At 59.4% G+C, this 23,103-nt stretch carries 25 protein-coding genes; 19 read left to right on the top strand and 6 right to left on the bottom strand.

The genetic code is table 11. The features are described from left to right. Nucleotides 1–15: 15 nt before the first annotated feature. The 14 genes from murC (at nucleotide 16) to ACESUZ_RS03890 (ending at nucleotide 13,044) form a co-directional block, all read left to right on the top strand. A complete protein-coding gene (gene murC / locus ACESUZ_RS03955; protein ID WP_215694146.1) occupies nucleotides 16–1,434 on the top strand; it encodes a UDP-N-acetylmuramate--L-alanine ligase in 1,419 nt (472 codons plus the stop codon). Between the two features lie 5 nt (nucleotides 1,435–1,439). Then, the gene (gene murB, locus ACESUZ_RS03950) at nucleotides 1,440–2,351 is read left to right on the top strand and encodes a UDP-N-acetylmuramate dehydrogenase (protein ID WP_138339765.1); all 912 of its coding nucleotides are present in this window, start codon (nucleotides 1,440–1,442) and stop codon (nucleotides 2,349–2,351) included. Between the two features lie 370 nt (nucleotides 2,352–2,721). Next, a complete protein-coding gene (locus ACESUZ_RS03945; RefSeq protein ID WP_117746957.1) occupies nucleotides 2,722–3,564 on the top strand; it encodes a cell division protein FtsQ/DivIB in 843 nt (280 codons plus the stop codon). Between the two features lie 199 nt (nucleotides 3,565–3,763). Then, a complete protein-coding gene (gene ftsZ / locus ACESUZ_RS03940) occupies nucleotides 3,764–4,918 on the top strand; it encodes a cell division protein FtsZ (protein WP_022094491.1) in 1,155 nt (384 codons plus the stop codon). 210 nt (nucleotides 4,919–5,128) lie between these two features. Then, nucleotides 5,129–5,929: a purine nucleoside phosphorylase YfiH/LACC1 family protein gene (locus ACESUZ_RS03935; RefSeq protein ID WP_138374476.1), complete on the top strand. Its 801-nt coding sequence runs from the start codon at nucleotides 5,129–5,131 to the stop codon at nucleotides 5,927–5,929. Next, a complete protein-coding gene (locus ACESUZ_RS03930) occupies nucleotides 5,926–6,762 on the top strand; it encodes a phosphate ABC transporter substrate-binding protein (protein WP_022094493.1) in 837 nt (278 codons plus the stop codon). The genes ACESUZ_RS03935 and ACESUZ_RS03930 overlap by 4 nt, the downstream gene beginning before the upstream one ends. 1 nt (nucleotide 6,763) lies before the next feature. Continuing rightward, nucleotides 6,764–7,690 (top strand): phosphate ABC transporter permease subunit PstC, encoded by a 927-nt coding sequence (pstC, locus tag ACESUZ_RS03925; protein WP_346964906.1) that lies wholly within the window; start codon nucleotides 6,764–6,766, stop codon nucleotides 7,688–7,690. Between the two features lie 3 nt (nucleotides 7,691–7,693). Then, on the top strand, nucleotides 7,694–8,599 hold the full coding sequence (pstA, locus tag ACESUZ_RS03920; protein ID WP_006234250.1) for a phosphate ABC transporter permease PstA: 906 nt from the start codon (nucleotides 7,694–7,696) through the stop codon (nucleotides 8,597–8,599). A gap of 12 nt (nucleotides 8,600–8,611) precedes the next feature. Next, the gene (pstB, locus tag ACESUZ_RS03915; RefSeq protein ID WP_006234249.1) at nucleotides 8,612–9,415 is read left to right on the top strand and encodes a phosphate ABC transporter ATP-binding protein PstB; all 804 of its coding nucleotides are present in this window, start codon (nucleotides 8,612–8,614) and stop codon (nucleotides 9,413–9,415) included. Nucleotides 9,416–9,507: 92 nt separating this feature from the next. Beyond that, nucleotides 9,508–10,365, top strand: coding sequence for a phosphate signaling complex PhoU family protein (locus ACESUZ_RS03910; RefSeq protein WP_006234247.1), 858 nt, complete (start codon nucleotides 9,508–9,510; stop codon nucleotides 10,363–10,365). Nucleotides 10,366–10,484: 119 nt separating this feature from the next. After that, nucleotides 10,485–11,222 carry a YggS family pyridoxal phosphate-dependent enzyme gene (locus ACESUZ_RS03905; RefSeq protein ID WP_117746754.1) on the top strand — a complete coding sequence of 246 codons (738 nt, stop codon included), beginning with the start codon at nucleotides 10,485–10,487 and terminating at the stop codon, nucleotides 11,220–11,222. 60 nt (nucleotides 11,223–11,282) lie between these two features. After that, entirely contained in the window at nucleotides 11,283–12,005 is a 723-nt protein-coding gene (locus tag ACESUZ_RS03900) for a cell division protein SepF (protein ID WP_006234245.1), read from the top strand. A 15-nt stretch (nucleotides 12,006–12,020) separates the two neighbouring features. After that, entirely contained in the window at nucleotides 12,021–12,308 is a 288-nt protein-coding gene (locus tag ACESUZ_RS03895) for a YggT family protein (RefSeq protein ID WP_040358293.1), read from the top strand. 61 nt (nucleotides 12,309–12,369) lie between these two features. After that, nucleotides 12,370–13,044, top strand: coding sequence for a DivIVA domain-containing protein (locus ACESUZ_RS03890; RefSeq protein ID WP_006234242.1), 675 nt, complete (start codon nucleotides 12,370–12,372; stop codon nucleotides 13,042–13,044). 167 nt (nucleotides 13,045–13,211) lie between these two features. On the opposite strand, the gene ACESUZ_RS03885 is transcribed toward ACESUZ_RS03890, so the two are convergent. The 3 genes from ACESUZ_RS03885 to ACESUZ_RS03875 form a co-directional block, all read right to left on the bottom strand. Further along, nucleotides 13,212–13,805, bottom strand: coding sequence for a nitroreductase family protein (locus ACESUZ_RS03885; RefSeq protein ID WP_373198604.1), 594 nt, complete (start codon nucleotides 13,803–13,805; stop codon nucleotides 13,212–13,214). A 217-nt stretch (nucleotides 13,806–14,022) separates the two neighbouring features. Then, the gene (locus ACESUZ_RS03880) at nucleotides 14,023–14,646 is read right to left on the bottom strand and encodes a DUF47 domain-containing protein (RefSeq protein ID WP_055309822.1); all 624 of its coding nucleotides are present in this window, start codon (nucleotides 14,644–14,646) and stop codon (nucleotides 14,023–14,025) included. Nucleotides 14,647–14,712: 66 nt separating this feature from the next. Then, nucleotides 14,713–15,762: an inorganic phosphate transporter gene (locus ACESUZ_RS03875; RefSeq protein ID WP_006234237.1), complete on the bottom strand. Its 1,050-nt coding sequence runs from the start codon at nucleotides 15,760–15,762 to the stop codon at nucleotides 14,713–14,715. A gap of 250 nt (nucleotides 15,763–16,012) precedes the next feature. Here ACESUZ_RS03875 and ACESUZ_RS03870 point away from each other — a divergent pair, with 250 nt between their 5' ends. The 4 genes from ACESUZ_RS03870 (at nucleotide 16,013) to ACESUZ_RS03855 (ending at nucleotide 19,143) form a co-directional block, all read left to right on the top strand. Beyond that, entirely contained in the window at nucleotides 16,013–16,351 is a 339-nt protein-coding gene (locus ACESUZ_RS03870) for a hypothetical protein (protein WP_373198602.1), read from the top strand. 78 nt (nucleotides 16,352–16,429) lie between these two features. Next, nucleotides 16,430–17,125 carry a Bax inhibitor-1 family protein gene (locus ACESUZ_RS03865; RefSeq protein WP_373198600.1) on the top strand — a complete coding sequence of 232 codons (696 nt, stop codon included), beginning with the start codon at nucleotides 16,430–16,432 and terminating at the stop codon, nucleotides 17,123–17,125. A 140-nt stretch (nucleotides 17,126–17,265) separates the two neighbouring features. Then, the gene (locus tag ACESUZ_RS03860; protein ID WP_373198598.1) at nucleotides 17,266–18,399 is read left to right on the top strand and encodes a TIGR02452 family protein; all 1,134 of its coding nucleotides are present in this window, start codon (nucleotides 17,266–17,268) and stop codon (nucleotides 18,397–18,399) included. An 84-nt stretch (nucleotides 18,400–18,483) separates the two neighbouring features. Further along, nucleotides 18,484–19,143: an SGNH/GDSL hydrolase family protein gene (locus ACESUZ_RS03855; RefSeq protein WP_349090777.1), complete on the top strand. Its 660-nt coding sequence runs from the start codon at nucleotides 18,484–18,486 to the stop codon at nucleotides 19,141–19,143. A 61-nt stretch (nucleotides 19,144–19,204) separates the two neighbouring features. Here the strand turns inward: ACESUZ_RS03855 and thiD are convergent, their stop codons facing one another. Together thiD and thiC are read right to left on the bottom strand one after the other, a co-directional pair. Further along, the gene (gene thiD, locus ACESUZ_RS03850) at nucleotides 19,205–20,035 is read right to left on the bottom strand and encodes a bifunctional hydroxymethylpyrimidine kinase/phosphomethylpyrimidine kinase (protein ID WP_373198596.1); all 831 of its coding nucleotides are present in this window, start codon (nucleotides 20,033–20,035) and stop codon (nucleotides 19,205–19,207) included. Between the two features lie 181 nt (nucleotides 20,036–20,216). After that, entirely contained in the window at nucleotides 20,217–21,551 is a 1,335-nt protein-coding gene (gene thiC, locus ACESUZ_RS03845) for a phosphomethylpyrimidine synthase ThiC (RefSeq protein WP_373198594.1), read from the bottom strand. A gap of 171 nt (nucleotides 21,552–21,722) precedes the next feature. On the opposite strand from thiC, the gene ACESUZ_RS03840 reads away from it, so the two are divergent. Beyond that, complete coding sequence (locus ACESUZ_RS03840) at nucleotides 21,723–22,238, top strand: hypothetical protein (RefSeq protein WP_373198592.1); 516 nt, start codon at nucleotides 21,723–21,725, stop codon at nucleotides 22,236–22,238. Nucleotides 22,239–22,261: 23 nt separating this feature from the next. Here ACESUZ_RS03840 and ACESUZ_RS03835 read toward each other — a convergent pair whose 3' ends face one another. Continuing rightward, complete coding sequence (locus ACESUZ_RS03835; RefSeq protein WP_373198591.1) at nucleotides 22,262–23,071, bottom strand: YaaA family protein; 810 nt, start codon at nucleotides 23,069–23,071, stop codon at nucleotides 22,262–22,264. Between the last annotated feature and the right edge of the window lie 32 nt (nucleotides 23,072–23,103).

Genomic DNA, 23,103 nt, shown 5'->3' with positions numbered 1-23,103 from the left:
GGAGTACACGAGCACATGGCTGATTCCCAGACTGCAACCTCCGCGCCCGAGTTTAAGAGCGCCCACTTTATCGGTATCGGCGGCGCCGGCATGAGCGGCATCGCCCTCGTTCTGCACGAGCGCGGTTATGCCGTTACCGGCTCCGACCTTAAGACGTCACGTTATATCCGCCAGCTTACCCGCGCTGGCGTGAAGGTGCATGTGGGCCATGAGGCCGCCACGATCGACGAGGTCAAGCCCGACGTGGTTGTTGTCTCCACCGCTATTCCGGAGTCCAACCCCGAACTCGTGCGCGCTCGCGAGCTTGGTATTCCCGTGTGGCCCCGTGCCAAGATGCTCTCTGCTTTGGGCCACGGCTACACCACCGTCGCTGTTGCCGGCACGCATGGCAAGACTACCACGTCTTCGATGTGCGCCACCATGCTCGACCGCATGGGTCTGGATCCGAGCTTCTTGATCGGCGGCATCGTCGAGGGCTATGACACGAACGGCAAGAACGGCTCGGGCGACTACTTTGTCGCCGAGGCCGACGAGTCCGACAGCTCCTTCCTGTTCCTGAACCCCAACGTAGTCATTGTGACCAACGTCGAGGCCGACCACCTCGATCACTACTCGGGTATCGAGGAGATCGAGGCAACTTTCGCCAAATTCATGAGCCTGGTGGGCGAGGACGGCACCGTCATCGTCTGCGGTGAGGACCCGCATCTGGTCGAGCTCGCCAAGTCGACGGGCCGTCACGTGCTTTCCTACGGCTTTGCCGAGAGCAACGACATCGTCTGCATGCACCCGGATGTCAAGGGCATCCAGAGTGACTTTATCGTTCGCTTTGAGGATGGCACTGAACATGCCGTGGAGATCAAGAGCAATCCCGGTCGCCACAACATGCTCAACGCCACGGCGGTGCTCACCGTCGCCCATGTCCTGGGCCTTGACATCGACGCCGCCGCCAAGGCGCTCTCGAGCTTTGAGGGCGTTCGCCGCCGCTTTACCCACGTGGGCGATATCGATGGCATCACCGTGATCGATGATTACGGCCATCACCCCACCGAGATCAAGGCGACGCTTGCTGCCGCTTCGTCGCTGGGCTACAAGCACGTCGACGTCGTGTTCCAGCCGCACCGCTATTCGCGCCTGCAGGCCCTGTGCGACGACTTTGCCGATGCATTTGCCAATGCCGATAAACTGCTGCTGATTGATGTGTTCTCGGCTGGCGAGATGCCCATTCCGGGTGTCACCTCTAAGATGCTCGCCGATACCGTGCGCGCCAAGCATCCTGGCAAGGAGGTCGTGTACTGCTCCAGCCGTCTTGAGCTCAATCAGGAGCTCGAGCAGATGGTGGGCGAGGGCGACCTGCTGCTCACCATGGGTGCCGGTGACGTTACGACCGTCGGTCCCGAGTTTATCGAGTATCTGACTGCCAAGAAAGACGCTTAAGTCTAATGGGTCTGTTTAACGCCGTCATGGCGCTCTCGGGCATGATCGACACGGATGTGATCGAGGACGAGCGCCTTGCGCGTCATACGAGTTATCGTATCGGCGGCAAGGCCGACCTCTTTGTGACGTGCCATAGCTATCATGCTCTTCGCCGCGCCGTGGCGGTGCTCGATCGCGAGCAGGTGCCGTGGGTCATCATCGGCAAGGGCTCCAATCTGCTGGTTGCCGATGGCGGTTATCGCGGCGCCGTCATTTCGCTCGGACGTGAGTTTCAGCGCACGGTTGTTGCCGATGACGGTTGTACGCTGACGGTCGGTGCGGGCGTGATGTTTGCGCGCCTGGTCAACGATGCCCTGTCGCGTAGCCTCTCGGGCCTTGAGTTTGCCGTTGGCATCCCTGGCTCGGTCGGCGGTGCGATATCTATGAATGCCGGCACACGGACCGAGTGGATTGGCTCGCTGGTTGAGGATGTCGTAACGTTTGACCCGGTATCCGGTATCAAACATTATGCGGGGTCCGAGATCACTTGGGGCTACCGCGAATGTAGCCTTCCCCGCAATGAGATTATCCTCGAGTGCGTGCTCAAGCTTAAACCGGCGCCCAAGGCCGACATTCGCGAGCGCATGGAGCGGTACCTGACGAGGCGCAAGCGTACGCAGCCCATGGGTCGCGCATCCTGCGGGTCGGTCTTTCGCAACCCTCCCGATGCGAGTGTGGGCAAGCTTATCGAGGATTGTGGATTAAAGGGTTTTTCGATTGGCGGCGCGGAAGTTTCGCCCGTTCACGCTAATTTTATCGTTAATAACGGAACTGCCTCGGCCGATGACGTTGCCGCGGTTATCAGACATGTGCACGGAAAGGTGAGGGAGGCGTATGGCATCGAGCTCAGACCGGAAGTTAAATTCCTCGGCTTCTAGAGCATCGAAACCCACCTTCCGCCGCGCCGGAGGGCGTTCCGGCGCGCCTGCCAAACCTCAACGCAATACCGTCGCGCATTCTAAGTCTGTCGGGCATGCTCGACAGACCAGTCGTCCGGTCGTCGGCTCGCAGCTCGGTAATCGTCCGGCCGCAAAAAAGTCCTCGCGTCCCTCGGTGACGTCAAAGCCTGTTATGGGCGCCAAACCTGCCCGTCCCATGGCAACTCCTAAGCCCTCGACGGGAACTAAAGCGCCGCGTCCAGGTCGCACGCTGGGCGCATCGAAACCGCGCTCGCTGACATCGGTGCCGGCTACCGCCAAGAAGCCTTCGGGTAAAAAAGGCGTCAACCCGTTGTCTTCACTTGGGGCGATGGCAAATAAAACATCAGACGCCGCTTCTGTCGTTACAGGCAAAGGCAAAATCGTGGGCGGCGTTCTGGCCGTCTTGGCCGTGCTCGTCGTCGTTGCCATCGTGGTGATTAACTCTGGATTGTTTACCGCCACTGATATTCAGATTCAAGGCAGCGAGCATGTGACGAAGCACGATGCTATCCAGCTGATCGATTTGCCCGAGGGAACGTCGCTTTTTAACGTCGATCCCGACCAGATTACCGAGGACCTCAAGCAGAACCCGTGGGTCTCGGGCGTGGATGTTCAGCGTCAGTTCCCGCATACGCTCATCATTACGCCTATGGAGCGCAAGGTCATCGCAATTGCCTATATCAGCTCCGATGACCTAGCCTGGGCCATCGGGGATGATGACACCTGGATCGCCCCGCTGTCGACGTCGGTCGAAGTGGACGACCAGGGCAACGTCATCACGACAGGGCAGGGCTCAAATACCCTGACCGGCATCGATGCCGCACTGGCGCTCGCTAAGCACTATGGCGCGGTGTTGCTGACTGATGTCTCGGCGGATGTCGCTCCAGTTTCCGGCCAGGCGGTGAGCTCCAAGGCCGTTAAGGCCGGCCTGGATTATGTGCGTGGTTTTTCGAGCGAGTTCTTGGGACAAGTCAAGGATATTTCCACGCCTTCGGTCGAAGCCATCTCGGCAAACCTCAATAACGGCATTGAGGTGTCGCTGGGCGATTCGGACGATATCGCCAAGAAGGAACGCGTAGTCACCAAGTTGCTTTCGCAGGTAGAGGGCGTAACGTATATCAATGTGCGCTCTCCGGGCAACTACACATTTAGGAATGCTCCGACCTCATAGCGCTGGTTGATGCTTTGTTGAGTGGCCATACCACGCCGTTTATCTGGTTTGTTTGGTTTTCACGGTCAATTATTTGACTGATACGTTCATAATGTGCAACCATAATACGGTTTACCTTTGCATTTACTTTCAACCTGAAGGTTAATGTGCGCAGGGGTCGACCCATGCTATGGCTATAACCTTTGTTCGGAGGACCGACATGCACGAGACAGAGATCAACAACTACCTTGCCGTCATTAAGGTGGTCGGCGTCGGCGGCGGCGGTACCAACGCGGTCAATCGAATGATCGAAGAGGGCATCCGCGGCGTCGAGTTTGTTGCCATCAACACCGATGCTCAGGCACTCGCGATCTCTGATGCCGATATCAAGGTGCACATCGGCACCGACCTTACCCGCGGCCTGGGCGCCGGCGCCAACCCCGAGGTTGGCCGCAAGGCTGCCGATGAGTCCCGCGACGACATTGCCGAGGCGCTCGCTGGCGCCGACATGGTGTTCATCACCTGCGGCGAGGGCGGTGGCACCGGTACCGGCGCTGCTCCCATCGTTGCCGATATCGCGATGAACGAGGTCGGCGCACTGACCGTCGCCGTCGTGACCAAGCCCTTCACCTTCGAGGGCCGCAAGCGCAAGAAGAGCGCCGAGGAGGGCATTAAGACCCTCTCCGATTGCGTCGATACCATGATCGTCATCCCCAACGATAAGCTGCTCGACATCGCCGAGAAGAAGACTACCATGCTCGAGGCCTTCGCGATTGCCGATGGCGTCCTTTCCCAGGGCACCCAGGGCATCACCGACCTCATCACCGTCCCCGGTATCATCAACCTGGACTTCGCCGATGTTAAGACCATCATGAAGCAGGCCGGTACCGCCATGATGGGTATCGGTACCTCTTCTGGGGATACCCGTGCCGTCGACGCTGCCCAGCAGGCCATCTCCAGCCCGCTGCTCGAGAGCTCCATCGATGGTGCCACACGCGTGCTGCTCTCCATCGCCGGTTCCAAGGACCTGGGCATCCAGGAGATCAGCGACGCCGCCGACGTTGTCGCCAACGCCGTCGACCCCGAGGCCAACATCATCTTCGGTACCGTTGTCGACGAGTCCCTGGGCGATCAGGTGCGTATCACCGTCATCGCTACGGGCTTCTCCGACTCCAACGTCAACCGTCAGGACGAGCTCTTTGCTGCTCAGCAGTCTCAGAGCAAGGCCGCTGCCTCCGCTGAGCCGCAGCGCACCGCTCCGGCCACCAGCCCGGCTCAGGCCGCTCCGACCCGCAACGTCGGTGGCACCGAGCTTCCTAACTTCGGCAACGATCAGTTCGAGCTTCCCGACTTCCTGAAGCGCGGTAGCTTCTAAGTCGTTCTTTGCATTGTTGTGCGCAGGGGCGTGTCCGTATGGACGCGCCCTTTTTATTTCGACTTTGTAAACTAGAACCTCCAATCTCTTTACGTTCCCTTTACGATTGCCTCCAGCGCAGCAGGTATCCTTTTAGAGAAGTATGACAGCCGTATAAACGCGGGCTGTAGCGGCGATGCCGCGGTACTTGTGTTATTAGGAGGCTTTAGTATGGCAGCACGTGCGGACAAAGTTTCGCGTGTCGACCATGATGGAGTTACGTTGGTGGAGGGCGCGACATCCGATGTTCGCTTTGCCTTCACCGAGCGCGCCGGTGGCGTTTCCGAAGATGCGTACTCCTCACTCAACTTGGGCTCGCATGTTGGCGATGACCCCTTTGCTGTTCAAGAAAATCGTCGTCGTGCGCTCGAGGCTATGGGTGCCGCCGAGTGCGAGCACAACCTGCTCGTTCCCAATCAGGTCCATGGTGATCATATCGTTGCGGTGACCTCGAACGGCGCCGATGACCTTGAGGACGTTCGCGAGCAGATTGCCGAGGGCTGTGATGCCATCGTCTGCACGGCGCATAACGTGCCCGTGCTGCTCTGCTTTGCCGACTGCGTTCCCGTGGTGCTGGTGGCCCCCGGCGGATTTGCCGTGGTGCACTCCGGTTGGAAGGGCACGATTGCACGTATTTCCGCCAAGGCGTGCCAGGCGCTTTGCGATGCTGCCGGTTGCGATGCGAGCGACGTTTCCGCCTATATCGGCCCCCATATCTTGGGTGACGAATATGAGGTATCCCAGGAACTCATGGATCGCTTTGCCGCCGAGTTCTCTTGCATCGATGCGAATACCTCTCGCATGCTTGATCTTTCCGCTGCCATTCGCGAGGCGCTGGTAGATGTCGGTGTCGACGCGGATAATATCGTGGATACCCAGCTTTCGACCGTGCGTCAGAACGACCGCTTTTATTCCTACCGTAACGAGGACGGCACCTGTGGGCGCCATGCTGCGATCGGCGTGATGCTATGAGAAAGATCGTATCGGTTCTGAGCGCCGCTGTGCTTACGCTTACGCTGTGCGCCTGTTCTTCGGGATCTTCTACCTCTTCCATTACCGTTGCCGGCTCCACGACCTGCCTTCCTATCGCCGAGATTGCGGCCGAGGGCTTTAAGGAGGAGACCGGCATCGACGTGCTCGTTTCCGGTTTGGGTTCTTCCGCTGGGATCGAGGCCGTCAGCGCCGGCACGGCCGATATCGCCAGCTCCTCCCGTGGACTCAATGCCGACGAACAGGATCTGGGCCTGACTCCCATCGTCATTGCCCACGACGGTATTGCGGTCATCGTGAACGACGACAACCCCGTCGATAACCTCTCGACCGAGCAGCTCCGCGATATCTACGCCGGCAAGATTACCAATTGGAAAGAGGTCGGTGGCGAGGACCTGAGGATTCAGGTCATCAACCGAGACGAGGCGTCCGGTACGCGCGAGGCCTTCCGTACCATCGTGATGGATGGCACGCCGTTCGATCGCCGCTCGGCTGTTCTTTCGGGTACGGGCCAGGTGCGCGACGTGGTATCTCGTTCGCGTGGGGCCATCGGCTACATTTCGCTGGGCTTCGTCGATAGCCTCAACGCCAAGACCTCGGTCAAGGCCGTCTCGGTCAATCATGTTGAGGCGTCCGAGAAGACGGTCGCGAGTGGCGGCTATCCCATCTCGCGCGACCTTTACTTCTTTGTGAAGGGTGTGCCTTCGCAGCAGGCGCAGGATTACATCGACTATGTGACGTCCGAAAAGATGGACAAGCAGATTCGCGAGGCGGGCTTTATTCCCGTCACCAACGACGAGAAGGGGAGTGAGTAGCATGGAAGCACAGGAAAACTCCCAGACTGAGCAGAATGTTCAGACGCCCAAGAAGCGCGAGCTGGCGCTCGTATCGCGCAGTACCTATATCAAGGAGAAGGCGCTGCAGTGGATCTTCTTTGCCTGCGCGTTCTTGGCGGTCGTTACCGTCATCCTGATTTTTGTCTTTACCACGTACTCGGCGCTGCCCGTCTTTACTGACATCGGTCTGGCTGACTTCTTTAGCTTTACGTGGGCGCCTTCCGAGGGCCACTACGGCATCTTGTCGCTGCTTGCCGGCTCGGGTCTGGTGACCGTCGGTGCGCTCGCCATGGGCGTGCCGCTGGGCGTGGGTACGGCCGTTTACCTGGTCGAGATTGCCAGCAAGCGCGTGCGCAAGCTCATCAGCCCCGCCGTTGACCTGCTGGCGGGCATACCCTCCATCATCTACGGCTTCTTTGGCATGATCATCATCCGCCCGTTTATCGCACAACTGACCGGCGGCCTTGGTTTTGGTGCGCTGACGGCGTGGTTTGTGCTCGCCATCATGATCGTCCCTACCATCACCACGCTCACCATCGATGCTCTCAATTCCATTCCCATGGGCATTCGCGAGGCATCGTATGCCATGGGCGCCACAAAGTGGCAGACCATCTATAAGGTCGTGCTACCTGCCGCGAAGCTGGGTATCGTTGATGCCATCGTGCTGGGTATGGGCCGTGCCATCGGCGAGACCATGGCCGTGCTCATGGTCGTAGGTAACGCCCCGGTTATTCCCGACAGCATTGCGAGCCCCATCTCGACGCTCACGAGCCAGATTGCGCTCGACATGAGCTATTCCTCGGGTCTGCACCGCTCGGCGCTGTTCGGCATGGGTGTGGTCCTGTTTATCATCTCCGCCATGCTGGTGGGTATCGTCCGTCTGATTTCCAAGAAGAAGAGGGGGTAGGCTATGTCCGATTCCGTTGACACGACGGTCGATACGACCTCGTCGCGCGAGCGCATCAAGCGTGCCCTTTCCCACGGCAAGAAGGGCCGCATCAACAAGGACCTGTCCAACAAGATCATGCTTGGCGTGTTTCGTGCCGCTGCCTACATCACCACGCTGGTGCTGGTCGCTATCATCGCCTACGTGGTCATCAACGGCCTGCCACACATCTCGCTCGACTTTATCTTCGGTTGGCCCCAGGGCGTCAACGCCGAGGGCGGAATTTGGCCCACGATCGTCTCGACCGTCTACGTGACGGCGCTCGCCATGCTTATCTGCACGCCGATCGCTGTGCTGGCAGCCGTCTATCTGGCCGAGTACGCCAAGCAGGGCAAGGTCGTCGAGCTCATTCGCTACGCTGCTGACGCTTTGGCCTCGGTGCCCTCCATCGTTATGGGCCTGTTTGGCTACGCCTTGTTTGTCGAGGCTATGGGCCTGGGCCTTTCGATGGTCTCGGCCGCTCTGGCGCTCGCGCTCTTGATGCTTCCCATCGTCATGCGCACCACCGAAGAAGCCATTCGCGCCGTTCCGCGCTATATCCGTTGGGGCGCGTACGGCCTGGGCGCTACCAAGTGGCAGGTCGTCTCCAAGATCGTGCTTCCTTCGGCCTTTGGCCGCATTGCCACGGGCATCGTCCTTGCCATCGGCCGTGCCATCGGCGAGACCGCCGTGGTGCTCTACACCATGGGCCAGGCCATCAATCTACCTATTTCGCCGCTCGATTCCGGTCGTCCCATGACCGTTCACCTGTACCTGCTTGCCAACGACGGCATCAACATGAACGCAGCCTACGGCACCGCGCTCTTGCTGATGGTGATCATTTTGGCCTTCAACCTGTTTGCGCGCTTCCTGTCGCGCAAGCGTCGCTAGTTAAGGAGTCCCATGTCCGTTTATCAGTCCGCTCCCGCGTTGGAGCAAGCGGCCATTACGGCCAAGGATTTCAACTTTTGGTACGGTGACTTTCATGCGCTGACGGGGCTTGACCTCAACATCGCCAAAAACGCCATCACCTCCTTCATTGGCCCTTCGGGCTGCGGCAAGTCGACGTTTTTGCGCTGCATCAACCGCATGAATGACCTGATTGAGGGCACGCGCGTCGAGGGCACCATGACGCTCGACGGCAACGATATCTATGCCGAGGGTGTCGATCCGGTCGATCTCCGTCGTCGCGTGGGCATGATCTTTCAGCAGCCCAACCCGTTTCCCAAATCCATCTACGAGAATGTCGCCTTTGGCCCTCGTCTGCAGGGCGTGACTAGCAAAAGCGACCTCGATGACATCGTGGAAGAATCGCTCAAGCGCGCCAACCTCTGGAAAGAGGTATCCAATCAGCTCAACAAGGATGGTTTGGCGCTCTCGGGCGGTCAGCAGCAGCGTCTGTGCATCGCGCGCGTGCTTGCGGTGCAACCCGATGTCCTTCTGATGGACGAGCCCTGCTCCGCCATCGACCCCACGTCCGTCTCTAAGGTCGAGGATCTGATGGCCGAGCTGGCGCCCGAGATGACGATCATCATCGTCACGCATTCAATGCAGCAGGCAGCTCGCATTAGCGACTACACCGCATTCTTCTTGCAGGAAGTTGCCGGCGAGCCCGCTACGCTCATCGAGTATGGTCAAACCGACGCGATCTTCACCAGCCCGGTGGACTCGCGGACGGAAGACTATATCACCGGCCGCTTTGGCTGATCGGTGCGACTAGTCCCAAGCCGATCGGATCTGGTCCGGTGCGTATTCACTGTGCGGGCGGCATGACCGCACCCAACTGATTGGAGTGAACCATGCGCAAACTGTTTTCCCGTCAGCTCATCGAGGCCCGTCACGAGATGCTGAGCATCTACGAGGCCGTCGATCTGGCCCTCCACGATGCCGTGAAGGCCTATGTGACCGACGACCGCAAGCTCGCCACCAAGACCAAGAAGCGCACGCTTTCGATTGACGCACGCTGCGCCAACCTGGAGGCCGTCTGCTACAACCTGATTGCCACGCAGTCACCGGTCGCCTCCGACTTCCGCTTGCTGCAGACGATCATCTACGTTGACTTTAACCTGCAGCGCATGACCGATAAGGTTCGCCAGATTTGCCGCGCCACGCGTCATATGATCAAGGCCGACATCTCGCTGCCCAAGGAGCTTGTCGGCACGGTCGAGGCCGAGGCTGAGGCCGTCTACCAGGTGCTGGGCTCTTCGCTTTCTGCGCTCGTCACCAACGACATGTCCATCATCTGCAACTTGGCCGTCGAGGACGAGCCAGTGCACGCCGCCTACGAGAAGTTCTTCCGCACCTTTAACCGCATGGACACGGGCGATTTTATGGACGACGACAGCAACTATGACGACCTGCGCCGCGCCATCATGGTATCGCGCTATCTCGATCGCATCGCCTCGATTTCCATCGATGCCGCCTGCCGTCTGACCTTCCTGTTGACCGGACAGCGTATGACTGCCGGTGATATCGCCTGCACTGATGAGGATGAGCTCGAGAGCATGCGCGTGCCTTCGGGCGAGGGTGTTATCATGAGGCCCGCCGTCGATGCACGCTACGTTGCCAAGGTGCCCGTTAACGAGGTCAGCGAGGGTCTTCGCTACCTGCTCGATCATCTTGAGGATGAGGACGATGGCGAGGACGACGAGGAGTAAGTAACCCCGTTCGTCGAAAGATTGTAAATACCTAAGTGAACGCGGCCTTGCACATGCGGGGCCGCGCTCTTGCGTTAGCATGGGACTACTTGTTTGGCTGTCAGCGGAGGCGATTGGCAATGGATAACTATTTGGACTTGATGCGCGCTCGCCGCGAGCAGATTCTGGAACGTTTTTATGCGGCGCTCGATCGCGCGGGCCGTCCCCACGACGCCGCGAGCCTCATTGCCGTGTCCAAGACCGTTGGTGTCGATGAGACCGTTGCCGCCATCCAGGCGGGGTATCGCCATTTTGCCGAGAACCGCCCGCAGGAGCTGGTTCGCAAGCTCACGGGTCTGGCGGAGCATCCGGAGCTGCCCGAGGTGCGCTTCGATATGATCGGCAACCTGCAGACCAATAAGATCAATGCGGTGCTGGGCTCAGCCGAGCTGATTCACTCGGTGGGTTCGCTGCATCTGGCGCAGGCGATCTCGAGCCGTGCTGTTCGCAAGATTGAGGCAGGCGAGCTCGTCGGCCCCCAGCGTGTGCTCATTGAGGTCAATGTGAGTGGTGAGGAGTCGAAGGGAGGCTTTTCACCCGATGAGATTCGCGCCGCCGCGGGTGAGCTTGCAGAACTTGAGGGAATTTGCGTACAGGGGCTTATGACTATGGCGCCCCGGGGGAATAAGGATGTGGCACGCCGCACCTTTGCGGGGCTTCGTGAGCTGAGGGATGAGCTGGAGGCGGCGCATCCCGATTTGAACCTGCCTGAGCTTTCCTGCGGTATGAGCGAGGACTTTGAGTCTGCCCTTGAGGAGGGCTCTACGCTCGTTCGCCTGGGCAGGGTAGTATTTAGCCCGGAGTTTGCAGTAAAATAAGGCTCTGAAGTGCGCACTGATTATCGGGGCGCCTGCACTAAACCGCGAGAGGACACAACCATGGGCTTCCTTGACGAGATTAAAAATAAGATGCACCTGGGCGGCCAGCAGGGTTACGACCAGGGTTATGGCCAGGACGACGACTACGGCTACGATGACGGCTACGACGATGGCTATCAGAACAACGGCTACAGTGGTGCTTCGGGCGAGGGCTTCTACACCCAAGACGAGCCGAGCAACGGCCTGCTTGGCCAGACGCGCCGCGGTGAAGCTGAGTCGGTTGCCGTGTATACGCGCTCCGGTCAGCTGGTCGGCGATGACTCCCGCCATGCCACGACGTATAACCCGCCTTCGCGCTCGCAGGACAGTGTTGCGAGCGGTTATCGTCCTGGTGCCTATGACACGCCGTCGAGCTACGCCGAGAATACCCGCGCCCGTGCCGCCGCTGCACCCGCGCCTGCACCGAGCGATGCCTCGGCCTATGCGAGCAATATCATCAACGCCACGCCGCAGCTGCCGGCCTATGTCCTGCGCCCCGAGAGCTATGACGACGTGGAGACCGTGGTGCGCCGCGTTCGCACCAAGCAGCCTGTCGCACTGATTTTTGTGGGCGTACGCACCGAAGTTGCCAAGCGCGTCTTGGACTTCTCTTACGGCTTTGCCTGCGGTCTGGGTGCCACGGTCAAGGAGGTGGGCGACCGCGTGTTCATGGTGCTGCCCGCCGGTTGCGAGGTCAAAGATTCCGATCTCAAGAAGCTTCGTGCCGACGGCTACCTTAAGTAAAGACAAGACGAGGAGATTCCCATCAACATCTACACTATCGTCCAGCTGGTCAACACGCTATTCAACTTCTATTCCACGCTCATTGTCGTCTACTGCTTTATGACGTGGATTCCCATGAAGCAGGGTGGTTTGCTTCAGGATATTGCCGCGGTGCTTGATAGCGTGTGCGGTCCGTGGCTCAACCTGTTCCGTCGTTTCATCCCGCCGATGGGCGGTATCGATTTTTCGCCGGTCGTTGCGATTATTGCGTTGCAGTTGGTGCAGAGGCTGGTTCTGCAGCTTCTTATAGGTATACTCGTGTAGAACTGACTTAGTAACTTACGTCGGGCGTGTAGCGCCGAGGCGATGAAAAAGGAGACTTGTTATGGCTATTACCCCTGCAGACATCCAGGCTCAGACTTTCTCTGAGGCCAAGCGTGGCTACGATCCTGCTGAGGTCGACGTCTTCTTGGAGACGCTGTCCTCCGAGGTTGACGCTATGCTCGCTAAGATCGTCGACCTTAAGGGTCGTCTGACTGCTACCGAGCAGCAGCTTGCCGATGCGCAGGCTCAGCTTGCCCAAGCTCAGGATGCCACCGCCCAGGCCGTTCCTGCCGCCCCCGTGGCTGCTCCCGCCCCTGACTTCTCCGCTCAGGAGCGCCAGATTTCCGCTGCCCTGATCGCTGCCCAGCAGACCGCTGAGACCATCGTCAACGATGCCAATGAGAACGCTGAGCGTATTCGCAACGAGGCTGACGCCAAGGCACGCGAGGTTATCCGCCAAGCTCTGACCGAGAAGCAGGCCGAGCTCGAGGAGATCGATCGTCTCAAGGCTTCCCGTGAGGAGTTCAAGGCCGAGTATCTCAAGCTTATCCAGCACTTCATGGACGATGCCCAGAACTCCTTCCCGGCCGACCTCATGGCCTCCACGCCGGTCGGTTCCGCCGCTTCTCCTGCGGTGACTGTTCCTGCCGAGCCGCTGCCCGTCGCTGACCCGGTTGTCCCCGTGGCCGATCCCTTCGCCCCGATCGACAACTTCGCTGCCGACGACCTGGACTAACATTCGGCCTACAATTTAGTGCCTAGAAAGGACCCGCAGCTTGCGGGTCCTTTTTTATGACTGTGCAGGGGCGCGCAACATAAAAAACCGAGCCCTGCACATTGTGGCGCAGAACTCGGCGAATGGGTGAGCGGTAAAAGGTAGGTTTTAGGGCATGTGCCAAAAAACTACTTGAGGAGGAAGTTGGGAAGGGGAATGGTACGGGCCTCGCGATGCTCGGGGTCGGCGATGTGGTCGGCAGGATAGCCACAGACAAGCATGTGATAGGGATAAACGCCTTTGGGCAGATTGAACTGCTCCTGTGCCACCTCAGGCTTAAAATGGCATACCCAGCACGTTCCCAGGCCCTGCTCGGTGGCCTCCATCATCATCTGATCACACACGATGGACGTATCGATTTCGCTGGAATTCATCTGATCATACGGGCGCACCCAAGCATCATCGGTAACGCTGCAAATAAGGAAGACAAGCGGAGCGCCAAAGATAGACTCATCACGAGCAAACCGAGGCTGACAAGCAGCTGCCTTCTCCAGAAGCTCAGGCGTATCCAACACCATCACACGGGTTGGATGATTATTACAAGCAGAAGGAGCAATACGCCCAGCCTCAACAATGGCATCCACCACAGCTTGCTCAACAGAACGGTCCTCAAACGAACGACAAGAATACCGACCACGAGCCAGATCCAAATAACTCACAACCAAGACCTCCAAATTCAACGAATCAATCCAAAGTAAAACAAAGGGTACCCAAAGCCCCATCCACCCAAACGTTTAAGGCGGTCCCAAAGTTCCCAATCGGGTCCAAAGGCCCCGCCAACAAAAGCCCCATCGCTTTCAAAGTATCAGCCAAAGTTCCCAATGGTGGTACGTAAGGCGAAGGGCCGGCACCTGTTTACTTTCGAACGACTCTGCCATGCAGCCGGAGTGAGAAAGCAAACAGGTGCCGGCCCTTCGCCGCCGGGACACGTACCCCCAATTAACTGTTCTTCATGACAATCGAATCCACAACATCGGCCACATTCTCACAGCAGTCAGCGCAGTACTCCAGGAAGGCGTACACGTCGCGCCAGGCGATGACCTCGAGCGGATCCTTGCCGTTGACATGCAGGTTGCGCATAGCGTTGATGTAGAGCTCGTCGGCCTCGGACTCGATCGTGTTGATCTGGATGACGAGTTCGCGCAGGGTCTTGGACTTGCGGTAGTTGGGCAGCTCGACCATCAGGTCTTTCATGGCGCGGCAGGCGTCAGTCACCTTGTGGGCGATGACGATGGCATCGGGGTGGATGCTCTGGATGTTGGTGAAGTAGACGCGCTGCACGACGCCTTCGATGCGGTCGAGCACGGTGTCGAGCGAGCAGCTCATCAGGTCTAGATCCTCGCGCTCAAGCGGGGTGATAAAGGCGGTGAGCAAGGCGTCTTCGAGCTCGTGGTGCTTCTTGTCTGCCGCATGCTCAATCGCATGCATCTTATCGAGCATGTCGTGGATCTGCGCAGGGTCAAAGTTCTCAAAAATCTTGGTGAGCAGCTCTGCGGCCTGGACGGCTAGGTCGGCGCAGGCGACGTAGTTGTCAAAGTAGAACGAATCGGGTTTCTTTGCCATGGGTGGTCCTTTCGAGGTGAAGATGGGCGGGCGAGGTAATGCAGTCCGGATGGACGTTCGGTTTGACTAGAGGAACATCATGAACAGCTTGGCCATGACAAAGCTGATGAGTCCGCAGGCGGGGAAGGTGAAGAACCAGGTGAACATCATGTCCTTGACGACACCGAAGTTGATGGCCGAAAGGCGCTTGACGGCACCGACGCCCATGATGGCGCAGGTCTTGATGTGGGTGGAGGACACGGGGATGCCGGTAAGGGTGGCAAGCAGCAGGTTTGCGGCGCCCGCCAGGTCGGCGGAGAAGCCCTGGTACTTTTCGAGCTTGACCATGCTCTGGCCGACGGACTTGATGATGCGCTCGCCGCCCACGCTGGTGCCGATACCCATAGTGGCCGAGCACAGCAGCATAATCCAGATGGGGATGCCTGCATCGCCGACGCTCGTCTGGCCGCTGGCAAAGGCCACGCCTAAAAAGAGCACGCCGATGAACTTCTGTCCATCCTGCGCGCCGTGCATAAAGCTCATGGCCGCGGCGCTCGCGATCTGAGCGTATTTAAAGAAGACATTGGCACGTCGCCTGTTGGCGGCGGCGAAAAGAATCGAGACGAGCTTGCACAGGACCCAGCCCATGACAAAGCCCAGGCCTATGGAGAGCGCCAGGCCGTAGATGACCTTCATCCACTCGTGGACGTTGACGCTGCTCGCACCGCCGAGGGCGATGGCGGCACCGGTCAGGCCGGCGATAAGGCTGTGGCTTTGCGAGGTGGGGATGCCAAAACGCGACGCTGTGGCGCCGTAGACGACGATGGAGAACAGCGCCGCGCATAGGCAGGCGAGCGCCATGGTGCTGTTTCCGCCAAAGTCGACGATATGTGAGATGGTGTTGGCGACGCTCGCGTTAAAGTGCGTCATGATGAGCACGCCGAGGAAGTTGAATGCGGCGCTCATGAGAATGGCGGCGCGGGCGGGCATGCAACGCGTAGTGACGCAGGTCGCGATGGCGTTGGGCGCGTCGGTCCATCCATTGACGAAGATGGCGCCCAACGCGAGGATCACGGTGACGGCAAGGACTGGGTTCGACACAATTTGGCCGAGGAAGGTTGAGAACGTTACGTCCATATATGGGCTTTCTCGAAGTTTGCAGACACGTTACAAAAACATGATAAATCGTATCACCTCCTGCGGGTCTCTTTACCGAGTTCTGATGGGAGAAGTGAACTTTTTGGCACTAAAATTGAATATTAGCCCTGTTGACCGCGGGTGTTCTTTTTGCTAACACGCCATGCGGACACGTGCGATTACTACGACACTCCAAAACCACAGTCTGTTCGCTTTACAACATGCAAACATGCGTTCGATAATAGGAGGCATGGAATATCGACAGACAGACGGCAAAACTCGGCGCGTGCACAAGCAGTATGTGGACGTCGTGGCCCGCATCCTCGCGGGCGGACAGGTCGTGCCGGTCACCGTCTGCTGGGTCGACGGCCGTTGTTTTACGATCGACGAAATTATCTCGACCACCGGGTTTGGCCTGATGGTCCACGGCATCCGTACGGCAACATATAAGGTGCGTTTTGGCGGGCACGCGACCGAGTTGTATCTGGAGGACCAGACGCGCGAGCGGGCAGACGGCTCGCAGGCACACGTGATGCGTTGGTGGGTCTGGGCCTTTGATCGTACGCTTGAGAGCGAGCGCCGTAGGTAAGGACGTGCGGCATTCGGGTACAATGGCAGGAATCTTGTCACCTACGGCGCTGTCGTGCGCTTTTTGAAAGGACGAAGTATGAACGATATCCAGGGCTATCAGAACGGCCCCATCGAGACCGGTGCAAGCTGTGCCAAGGAGATGTCGCCGCGCGCGTACAACCTTGTCATGTCTGCCCTGATCTTCTTGGGCTTTTGCGCCATGGGCGCCGGCGCCTACTTTACGAGCACCATGTCGTTTGCGCGCATGATGATGAGCGGCGCCGCCCTGCCGCTGGTCTTTGGCTCGTTTATTTTGACCATCGTCGGCATGGTCATGATGTCGGCCGCCGCCAGCAAGCAGTCCGTGGGCCTGTCCCTTGTGGGCTACGTAATCTTTGCGAGTACCTTTGGCCTGACCGCGTCGTTTGGCCTTGCCAACTACGACCTGCCCACCATCAACACTGCCTTTATCGCCACGGCCGCCATCACCTTTGTCTTTGGCGCCTTGGGCGTGACGTTCCCCAAGTTTTTCCAGCGCGTATATGGCATCGGTTTTGGCATTCTGCTCGCAACTATTCTGGTTGAGATCGTGCTGATGTTCATGGGCGTCTCGCAGACCATCACCGACCTGATCGTGATCGTGGTGTTCGCCGGGTTTATTGGCTATGACACCTATGTTGCCACGACGGTGCCGCCCACACTGCCCAATGCCGTGCTTATGGCCTCTAACCTGTTCATGGATATTATCAACGTGTTTTTGCGCATTTTGAACATCCTCGGCCGTCGCGATTAAAGCGCGGCATTGCGACGCTTCCTGCCGGACACGGTAAATCGATGCGAAAGGCGGTCCTTCGGGGCCGTCTTTTTTGTACGCGGCGGGGTATCATGGATGGGGAAAGCCGATAGCGGCAGCGACAGGAAAGGTGACCATGTATGGCAGACGTCGACAACAGGAACCGTAACCGCAGGTCCAACCGAGCGGGTCAGCCCAATCCCAAGCGCGAGGCCCGTGCCAAGGCCGCCGAGCGTCACGTGGCAACTGTGTCCGAAGCGTGCGCCAAGGATATCGAGCGTTCGCTTGCCGGCGTGTGCGAGTTCGATGGTATGCCTGCCGGTTTTGTCGCGGCGATGAAGGCCAAGGCCCAAGCGGCCGACGCTGTCGAGGAACAGGTTGCCGAGGAGTCTGAGGCCGCCGAGGCCGAGACCGCTGAGGTTGCGTCCGCCGAGACCGAGGTTACGGCCGAGCCTGCACACGCAGAGGAGGCCACGGAGACCGAGTCCGCGCCTGCCGCCGAGGAGCCCGCTCCGGTCCTGCCCGAGGTCACCGTGCTCGACGCCTCTGCCACGCAGGCCATTCTGGATAACGGCCGAGGCTATGCGCAGTTCTGCGACATGGCCGTGCTCGACTTTGCCTCGTTCACCAACCCGGGCGGCGGCTACATCCAGGGCTATCTGGGTCAGGAGGCCACGCTCTGTGCCGATTCGTACCTGTACAACGTGCTCGATAAACAGCGCAAATGGTACGGCGAGAACCGTCGCCGCAACATCAACTGCGAGCTTTACCGCAACCGTGCGCTGGTGGTGCCTGCGGTGCGCTTCGACCGCAACCACGTGCATGCGTATGCCGACGTGATCGTGGCCGCCGCGCCCAACGCCAAGCGCGCTCGCCAGGAGTATCGTGTGGGTGACGATGCCCTGCTGGACGCCCTGCGCGATCGCATCCGCTTTGTGCTTGCCATCTGCGACGAGCTGGGTCGCGAGAAGCTCGTGCTGGGCGCTTGGGGCTGCGACAACAACGGCTTTGACGCCGAGGCCGTGGCCGAGCTCTTCCGCATGGAGCTCGCATCGGGCGACTTTAAGGTCAAGCAGGTCTTTTTTGCCGTGCCCTCTACGCGCTGGGACGAAGATTTTGCCAAGTTCGAGCATGTGCTGGCAAACTTCCCCGAGCGCAACGAGGAGTCCTATGCCCAGGTTGCCGCTCGCGCTGCGGCTGCCCGCGCCGCCGAGCAGGCCCAGGCTGCCGCCGAGGACGATGAAGACGATGACGATTGGCGCAAGTACCTGTAATCGGTATGTGCTGACAGATAGGTCGATTCGGCGGGAGAGACTGCTCCCGCCGACTTTTTCTTTTTACTAGAGGAAGGGCTTACGATGAAAAACGTTCTGTGCTTTGGCGACAGCAATACCTACGGCTATGATCCGGCGGGCATGCGCGACGGCACCGCGGTACGCTATGCGCACGATGTGCGCTGGTGCGGCGTGGCCCAGCGCGACCTGGGCGAGGGCTGGCACGTGATTGAGGAAGGCCTCAACGGCCGCACGACGGTACGCGACGACATGTGCCATCTGGACACTAATCTCAACGGCATCCGCGCGTTGCCGATGCTGCTCGAGGCTCATAAGCCGCTGGATGCGATCGTGATTATGCTGGGCACCAACGACTGCAAGACGGTCTTTAGCGTGGGGGCTGCCGATATCGCTGACGGTGCCATGGCGCTGATTCGCACCGTCCGCGCGTTTCCCTGGACCGAAGCCGCGCCCTGCCCGCGTATTCTGCTGATGGCGCCTATCAAGATTAAACCGCAGATCGCCGATGTGTACATGACCGACTTTGACGAGCGCTCCGTCGAGGCCTCGGAGCATTTTGCCGAATACTATGCGTATGCTGCTAAACAGTTTGGCTGCGACTTTTTGAATGCCGCTGATTTTGCCGAGCCGGGCGATATCGATTATCTGCACATGATGCCCGAAAGCCACGAGAGCCTGGGCCACGCCGTGGCAGCCAAGCTCCAAGAGATGCTCGGAGAGTAGCGCGACCCCAAGCCACCGCAAAGGGGACGGGCGCCTTTGCGGTGGCTTTGGACTGCGAATCTTAATACTGCCACATGTGGTTGACGGGGCCGGAACCTTTGCCCATGTCAAAGCCGGCGGCGAGAGCGCCCGTTAGGTATGCCTTGCCGGCGTTGACGGCATCGGCAAGATCCATGCCCTGGGCCAGCGCGCAGGCGATGGCGGACGAGAGCGTGCATCCGGTGCCGTGCGTGTTGTCGGTCTCGATGCGCTTGTGGCGGAACCACGTGGTGAGTGGATCTCCCAGATGGTTGCCCTCGTCATCGAGTGGCGCGGGTTCGGCCAGTACATCGTTGGCCTCGTTGACAAGATGCCCACCCTTAACGAGGGATGCACAACCAAAGCGGCGGGTGAGGAGCATGGCAGCATTTTGCTGCGTGCGCTCGGAGTCGACCTCGTAGTCGAGCAGGGCCATGGCCTCGGGAATATTGGGCGTGATAACCGTCGCTAGCGGGAACAGGCGGCGAGTGAGCGCCTCTGCGGCATCTTCGGCAATCAGCCGTGCGCCCGAGGTGGCTACCATGACGGGGTCGACTACCACGTTTGTCGCCTTCCAGGCGCTCAGGCGGTCGGCGATAACATCGATAATCTCGACAGAAGAAACCATGCCGATCTTGACGGCGCTCGGGCGGATATCGTCAAAAACGGCGTCAATTTGCGCGGCTACGATATCTGGCGAGATATCCTGCACGGCGGTAACGCCCAGTGTGTTTTGCGCTGTGATGGCGGTGATGGCCGTCTGGGCATACAGACGGTGCGCCGTGATGGTCTTGATGTCGGCCTGAATGCCGGCGCCGCCGCTGGAATCGGATCCCGCGATGGACAGGACGGCAGGTACCTTACTACGATCCATGTTCGCTCCCTTGTTCGGTCGGAATCAAATGGGTCTTTAAGCCAGCATTATAAAGATGCCCGGGCCGACTCTATGTCGAACCCGGGCGGGCGATGCAATCTTTACGCAAATGCAAGCAAATGTTCACACGTCAACAATTGACAGGCACCAGCTCGCCGACAGAAGCGGCCGCGGCGACAGGCTAGTCCTCCATGCCGAGGTCGATCGTGGTGCCCTCGAAGATCTTGTTGACGGTGCGGACGGCGCACATCTTGCCACACATGGTGCAAGTGCCCTCGGTGGCGGCGGGGGACTCCTCGTAGCGCTTCTTGCCCGTAACCGGGTCGAGCGCGCACTCCCACATGGCGTCCCAGTCAAGCTTGCGGCGTGCCTGGCCCATCTTGTCGTCCATGTCGCGGGCGTGGGGCACCTTTTTGGCGATGTCGGCGGCGTGTGCGGCGATCTTGGTGGCCATGAGGCCGTCGAGCACATCCTGGGCGTTGGGCAGGCATAGGTGCTCTGCCGGTGTCACGTAGCACAGGAAGTCGGCACCGGAGCTTGCGGAGATGGCGCCGCCGATGGCGGCGGTAATGTGGTCGTAGCCCACGCCGATATCGGTTACCAGCGGTCCGAGCACATAGAACGGGGCGTTGTGGCACAGACGCTTCTGCAGCTTCATATTGGCGGCGATCTCGTCGAGCGCCATGTGACCCGGGCCCTCGACCATGACCTGGACGCCGGCGGCCCAAGCACGCTTGCACAGCTTGCCCAGTTCGATCATCTCGGCAGTCTCGGTGGCGTCGTTGGAGTCGTAGAGACAGCCCGGGCGGCAGGAGTCGCCGAGTGAGATCGTTACGTCGTACTCGTGGCAGATTTCGAGCACCTCGTCGTAGAACTCGTAGAAGGGGTTCTCGTTACCGGTGACTTCCATCCAACCAAACAGCAGCGAGCCGCCGCGGCTGACGATGTTCATGAGGCGGCCGGTCTCCTTGAAGGTCTTGATGACCGATTTATTGATGCCGCAGTGGATGGTCATAAAGTCCACGCCGTCCTCGGCATGCGCGCGCACGACTTCGAACAGGTCGTCCTTGGTGAGCTTGACCAGCGGCTTTTCCATGTAGCCGATGGCATCGTACATGGGGACGGTGCCTACCATGAGCGGCGTCTCGTCGATGAGCTGCTGGCGGAACTGACGTGTCTTGCCCGAGTTGGAGAGGTCCATGATGGCGTCGGCGCCAAAGTCCTCGGCGATCTTGACCTTCTTCCATTCCTCGGCGGCATCGGCCTTGTCGCCCGAGATGCCCAGGTTCACGTTGACCTTGGTGGACAAGCCCTCACCGACGCCAAAGGCGCGCATGCCCTTTTTGATGTGCACGATGTTGGCGGGAATGGCGATGCGGCCGTCGGCCACGCGCTCGCGGATGTACTCGGGGTCGCGATGCTCGCGCTCGGCGACCTCCTTCATCTGCGGTGTGATCTGCCCGGCGCGGGCGAAGTCGATTTGCGTGACGAGCTTGGGCTCGGTCTGTGTGCTCATTGGCACGGCTCCCTTCGTTGGCATTACCCATATCAGGTTTGCGGGTCAGGGCGGGCGCGCCCAGTCTCAGCCTGCCGTCTTGTCCTGCAAGCTCCCCGTTTATGTGGTGGGCTCAAGTATAGCCTGAATGGGTACGATTGGGCCAACGAGCGTGCCTGTGGGGAGGCGAACATGGAAGACAAGCATCTATATCGAGAGACACAATGGGATGTATCGGCCGAGGAAAGCCGTGCGCACCATGGCCTTGTCGCGATTGGTTTTGCGGTGCTTGCCGTGTTGGTGATTGCCTTTTGTATTTGGACGTTCGGCGGTCGTGGCGGCGTCACCTGGGGGTTTGAAGCCGACGATGCCCTGCCGATTATGACCATGAAAGTTTCTGGTGGCAACACGGTTGCCGCACCGGGCGACTATTGGTATCCGCGCGACGAGTTTGTGCAGCTGCAGTTGAGCGGCGGGTCTATTCCGGGCGAAGAAATCGAACGCGTGACGTTTGACGCGGCACTCAAAACGCTCACGGTGAAGCTCAAAGATCAAGGAGATGTGCCCACGACCATGGATATCGCCCTGACGGAATGGCGTCTGGAGCCTCCGGCGGGTGTTGCGGTGTCCGAGGTTGAGCACGTCAAGATTGTCTATCAGGACGGTTCGACAAACGGGATTGCAAAGGCCGATGGCTTGGCGGAGTAACGGGGTGTTTGGAAACGGCGGGCCTATTGTGCCTGCGCGTTCATGAATACCAGGGTGTTTTTGTCTGAAAGCTCGGGGATGTGACGATAGCCGATGTTGAATGCGGTAAGTTCGCTTGCATCCACGAGTTTGTTTTCTACCATCCAGCGCACCATGGAGCCGCGCGCTTTTTTGCTGGCGGTCGACCGTTGGATGGGCTTGCCGTTGCGGACGCCTTCGCCAAAGAGGCATGTGACGACCGTGGCATCGGTGGTGAGGCGGGGCAGAACGGCTTTGGCGTATTCCGCACTGGCGAGGTTGACGATCGTAGCGTTGGAGTCCGCCGGAGCGATGGCCCGTGCGAGCTTGTCGCCCCAAAACGCATAGAGGTCTCGGGCATCGTCGACGGCAAGCTTCGCGCCCATCTCCAGCCGATATGGTTCAACGGCATGAAAGGGGCGTACGCATCCGTAAAGGCCCGAGAGGATCCAGAGATGGTTTTGCAGCCAGTCGAGCTGTGCGGCATCCATGACCTCGGGCGCCATGCTTTGGTATTGGATGCCGTGATAGGACATGACGGCGGGGGAGAGGTGACGGGCGAGTGCGGGATTGTCGAGATCGCCGTTTTTCAGGATGGGCCCGAACTCATGCAGGGTGTTGAGACAAGGCCCCAGCAGTTTGTCACTCACATTCCACAGCGCCTGCAGACCGCCGCTGCCTTCATTCCGCTCGATATCTAGCAGTGCGCGGTGGAGGCGAGCTGTCTCGCGCACAAAGGGTGGAATGCCCAGGACTTCAAAAGCATCTTGGGCCGCGCGCATCTGCTTGGCGGGCGAAATGATGACCTGCAGCATGAACTCTCCTCTGCCAAAAAGGAAGTTGCGGT

Source organism: Collinsella aerofaciens ATCC 25986, from assembly GCF_964239575.1.
Taxonomy (GTDB): domain Bacteria; phylum Actinomycetota; class Coriobacteriia; order Coriobacteriales; family Coriobacteriaceae; genus Collinsella; species Collinsella aerofaciens_BQ.
The sequence above is the reverse complement of the archived record's forward strand: the minus strand, read 5'-3'. Positions and strand labels throughout refer to the sequence as shown.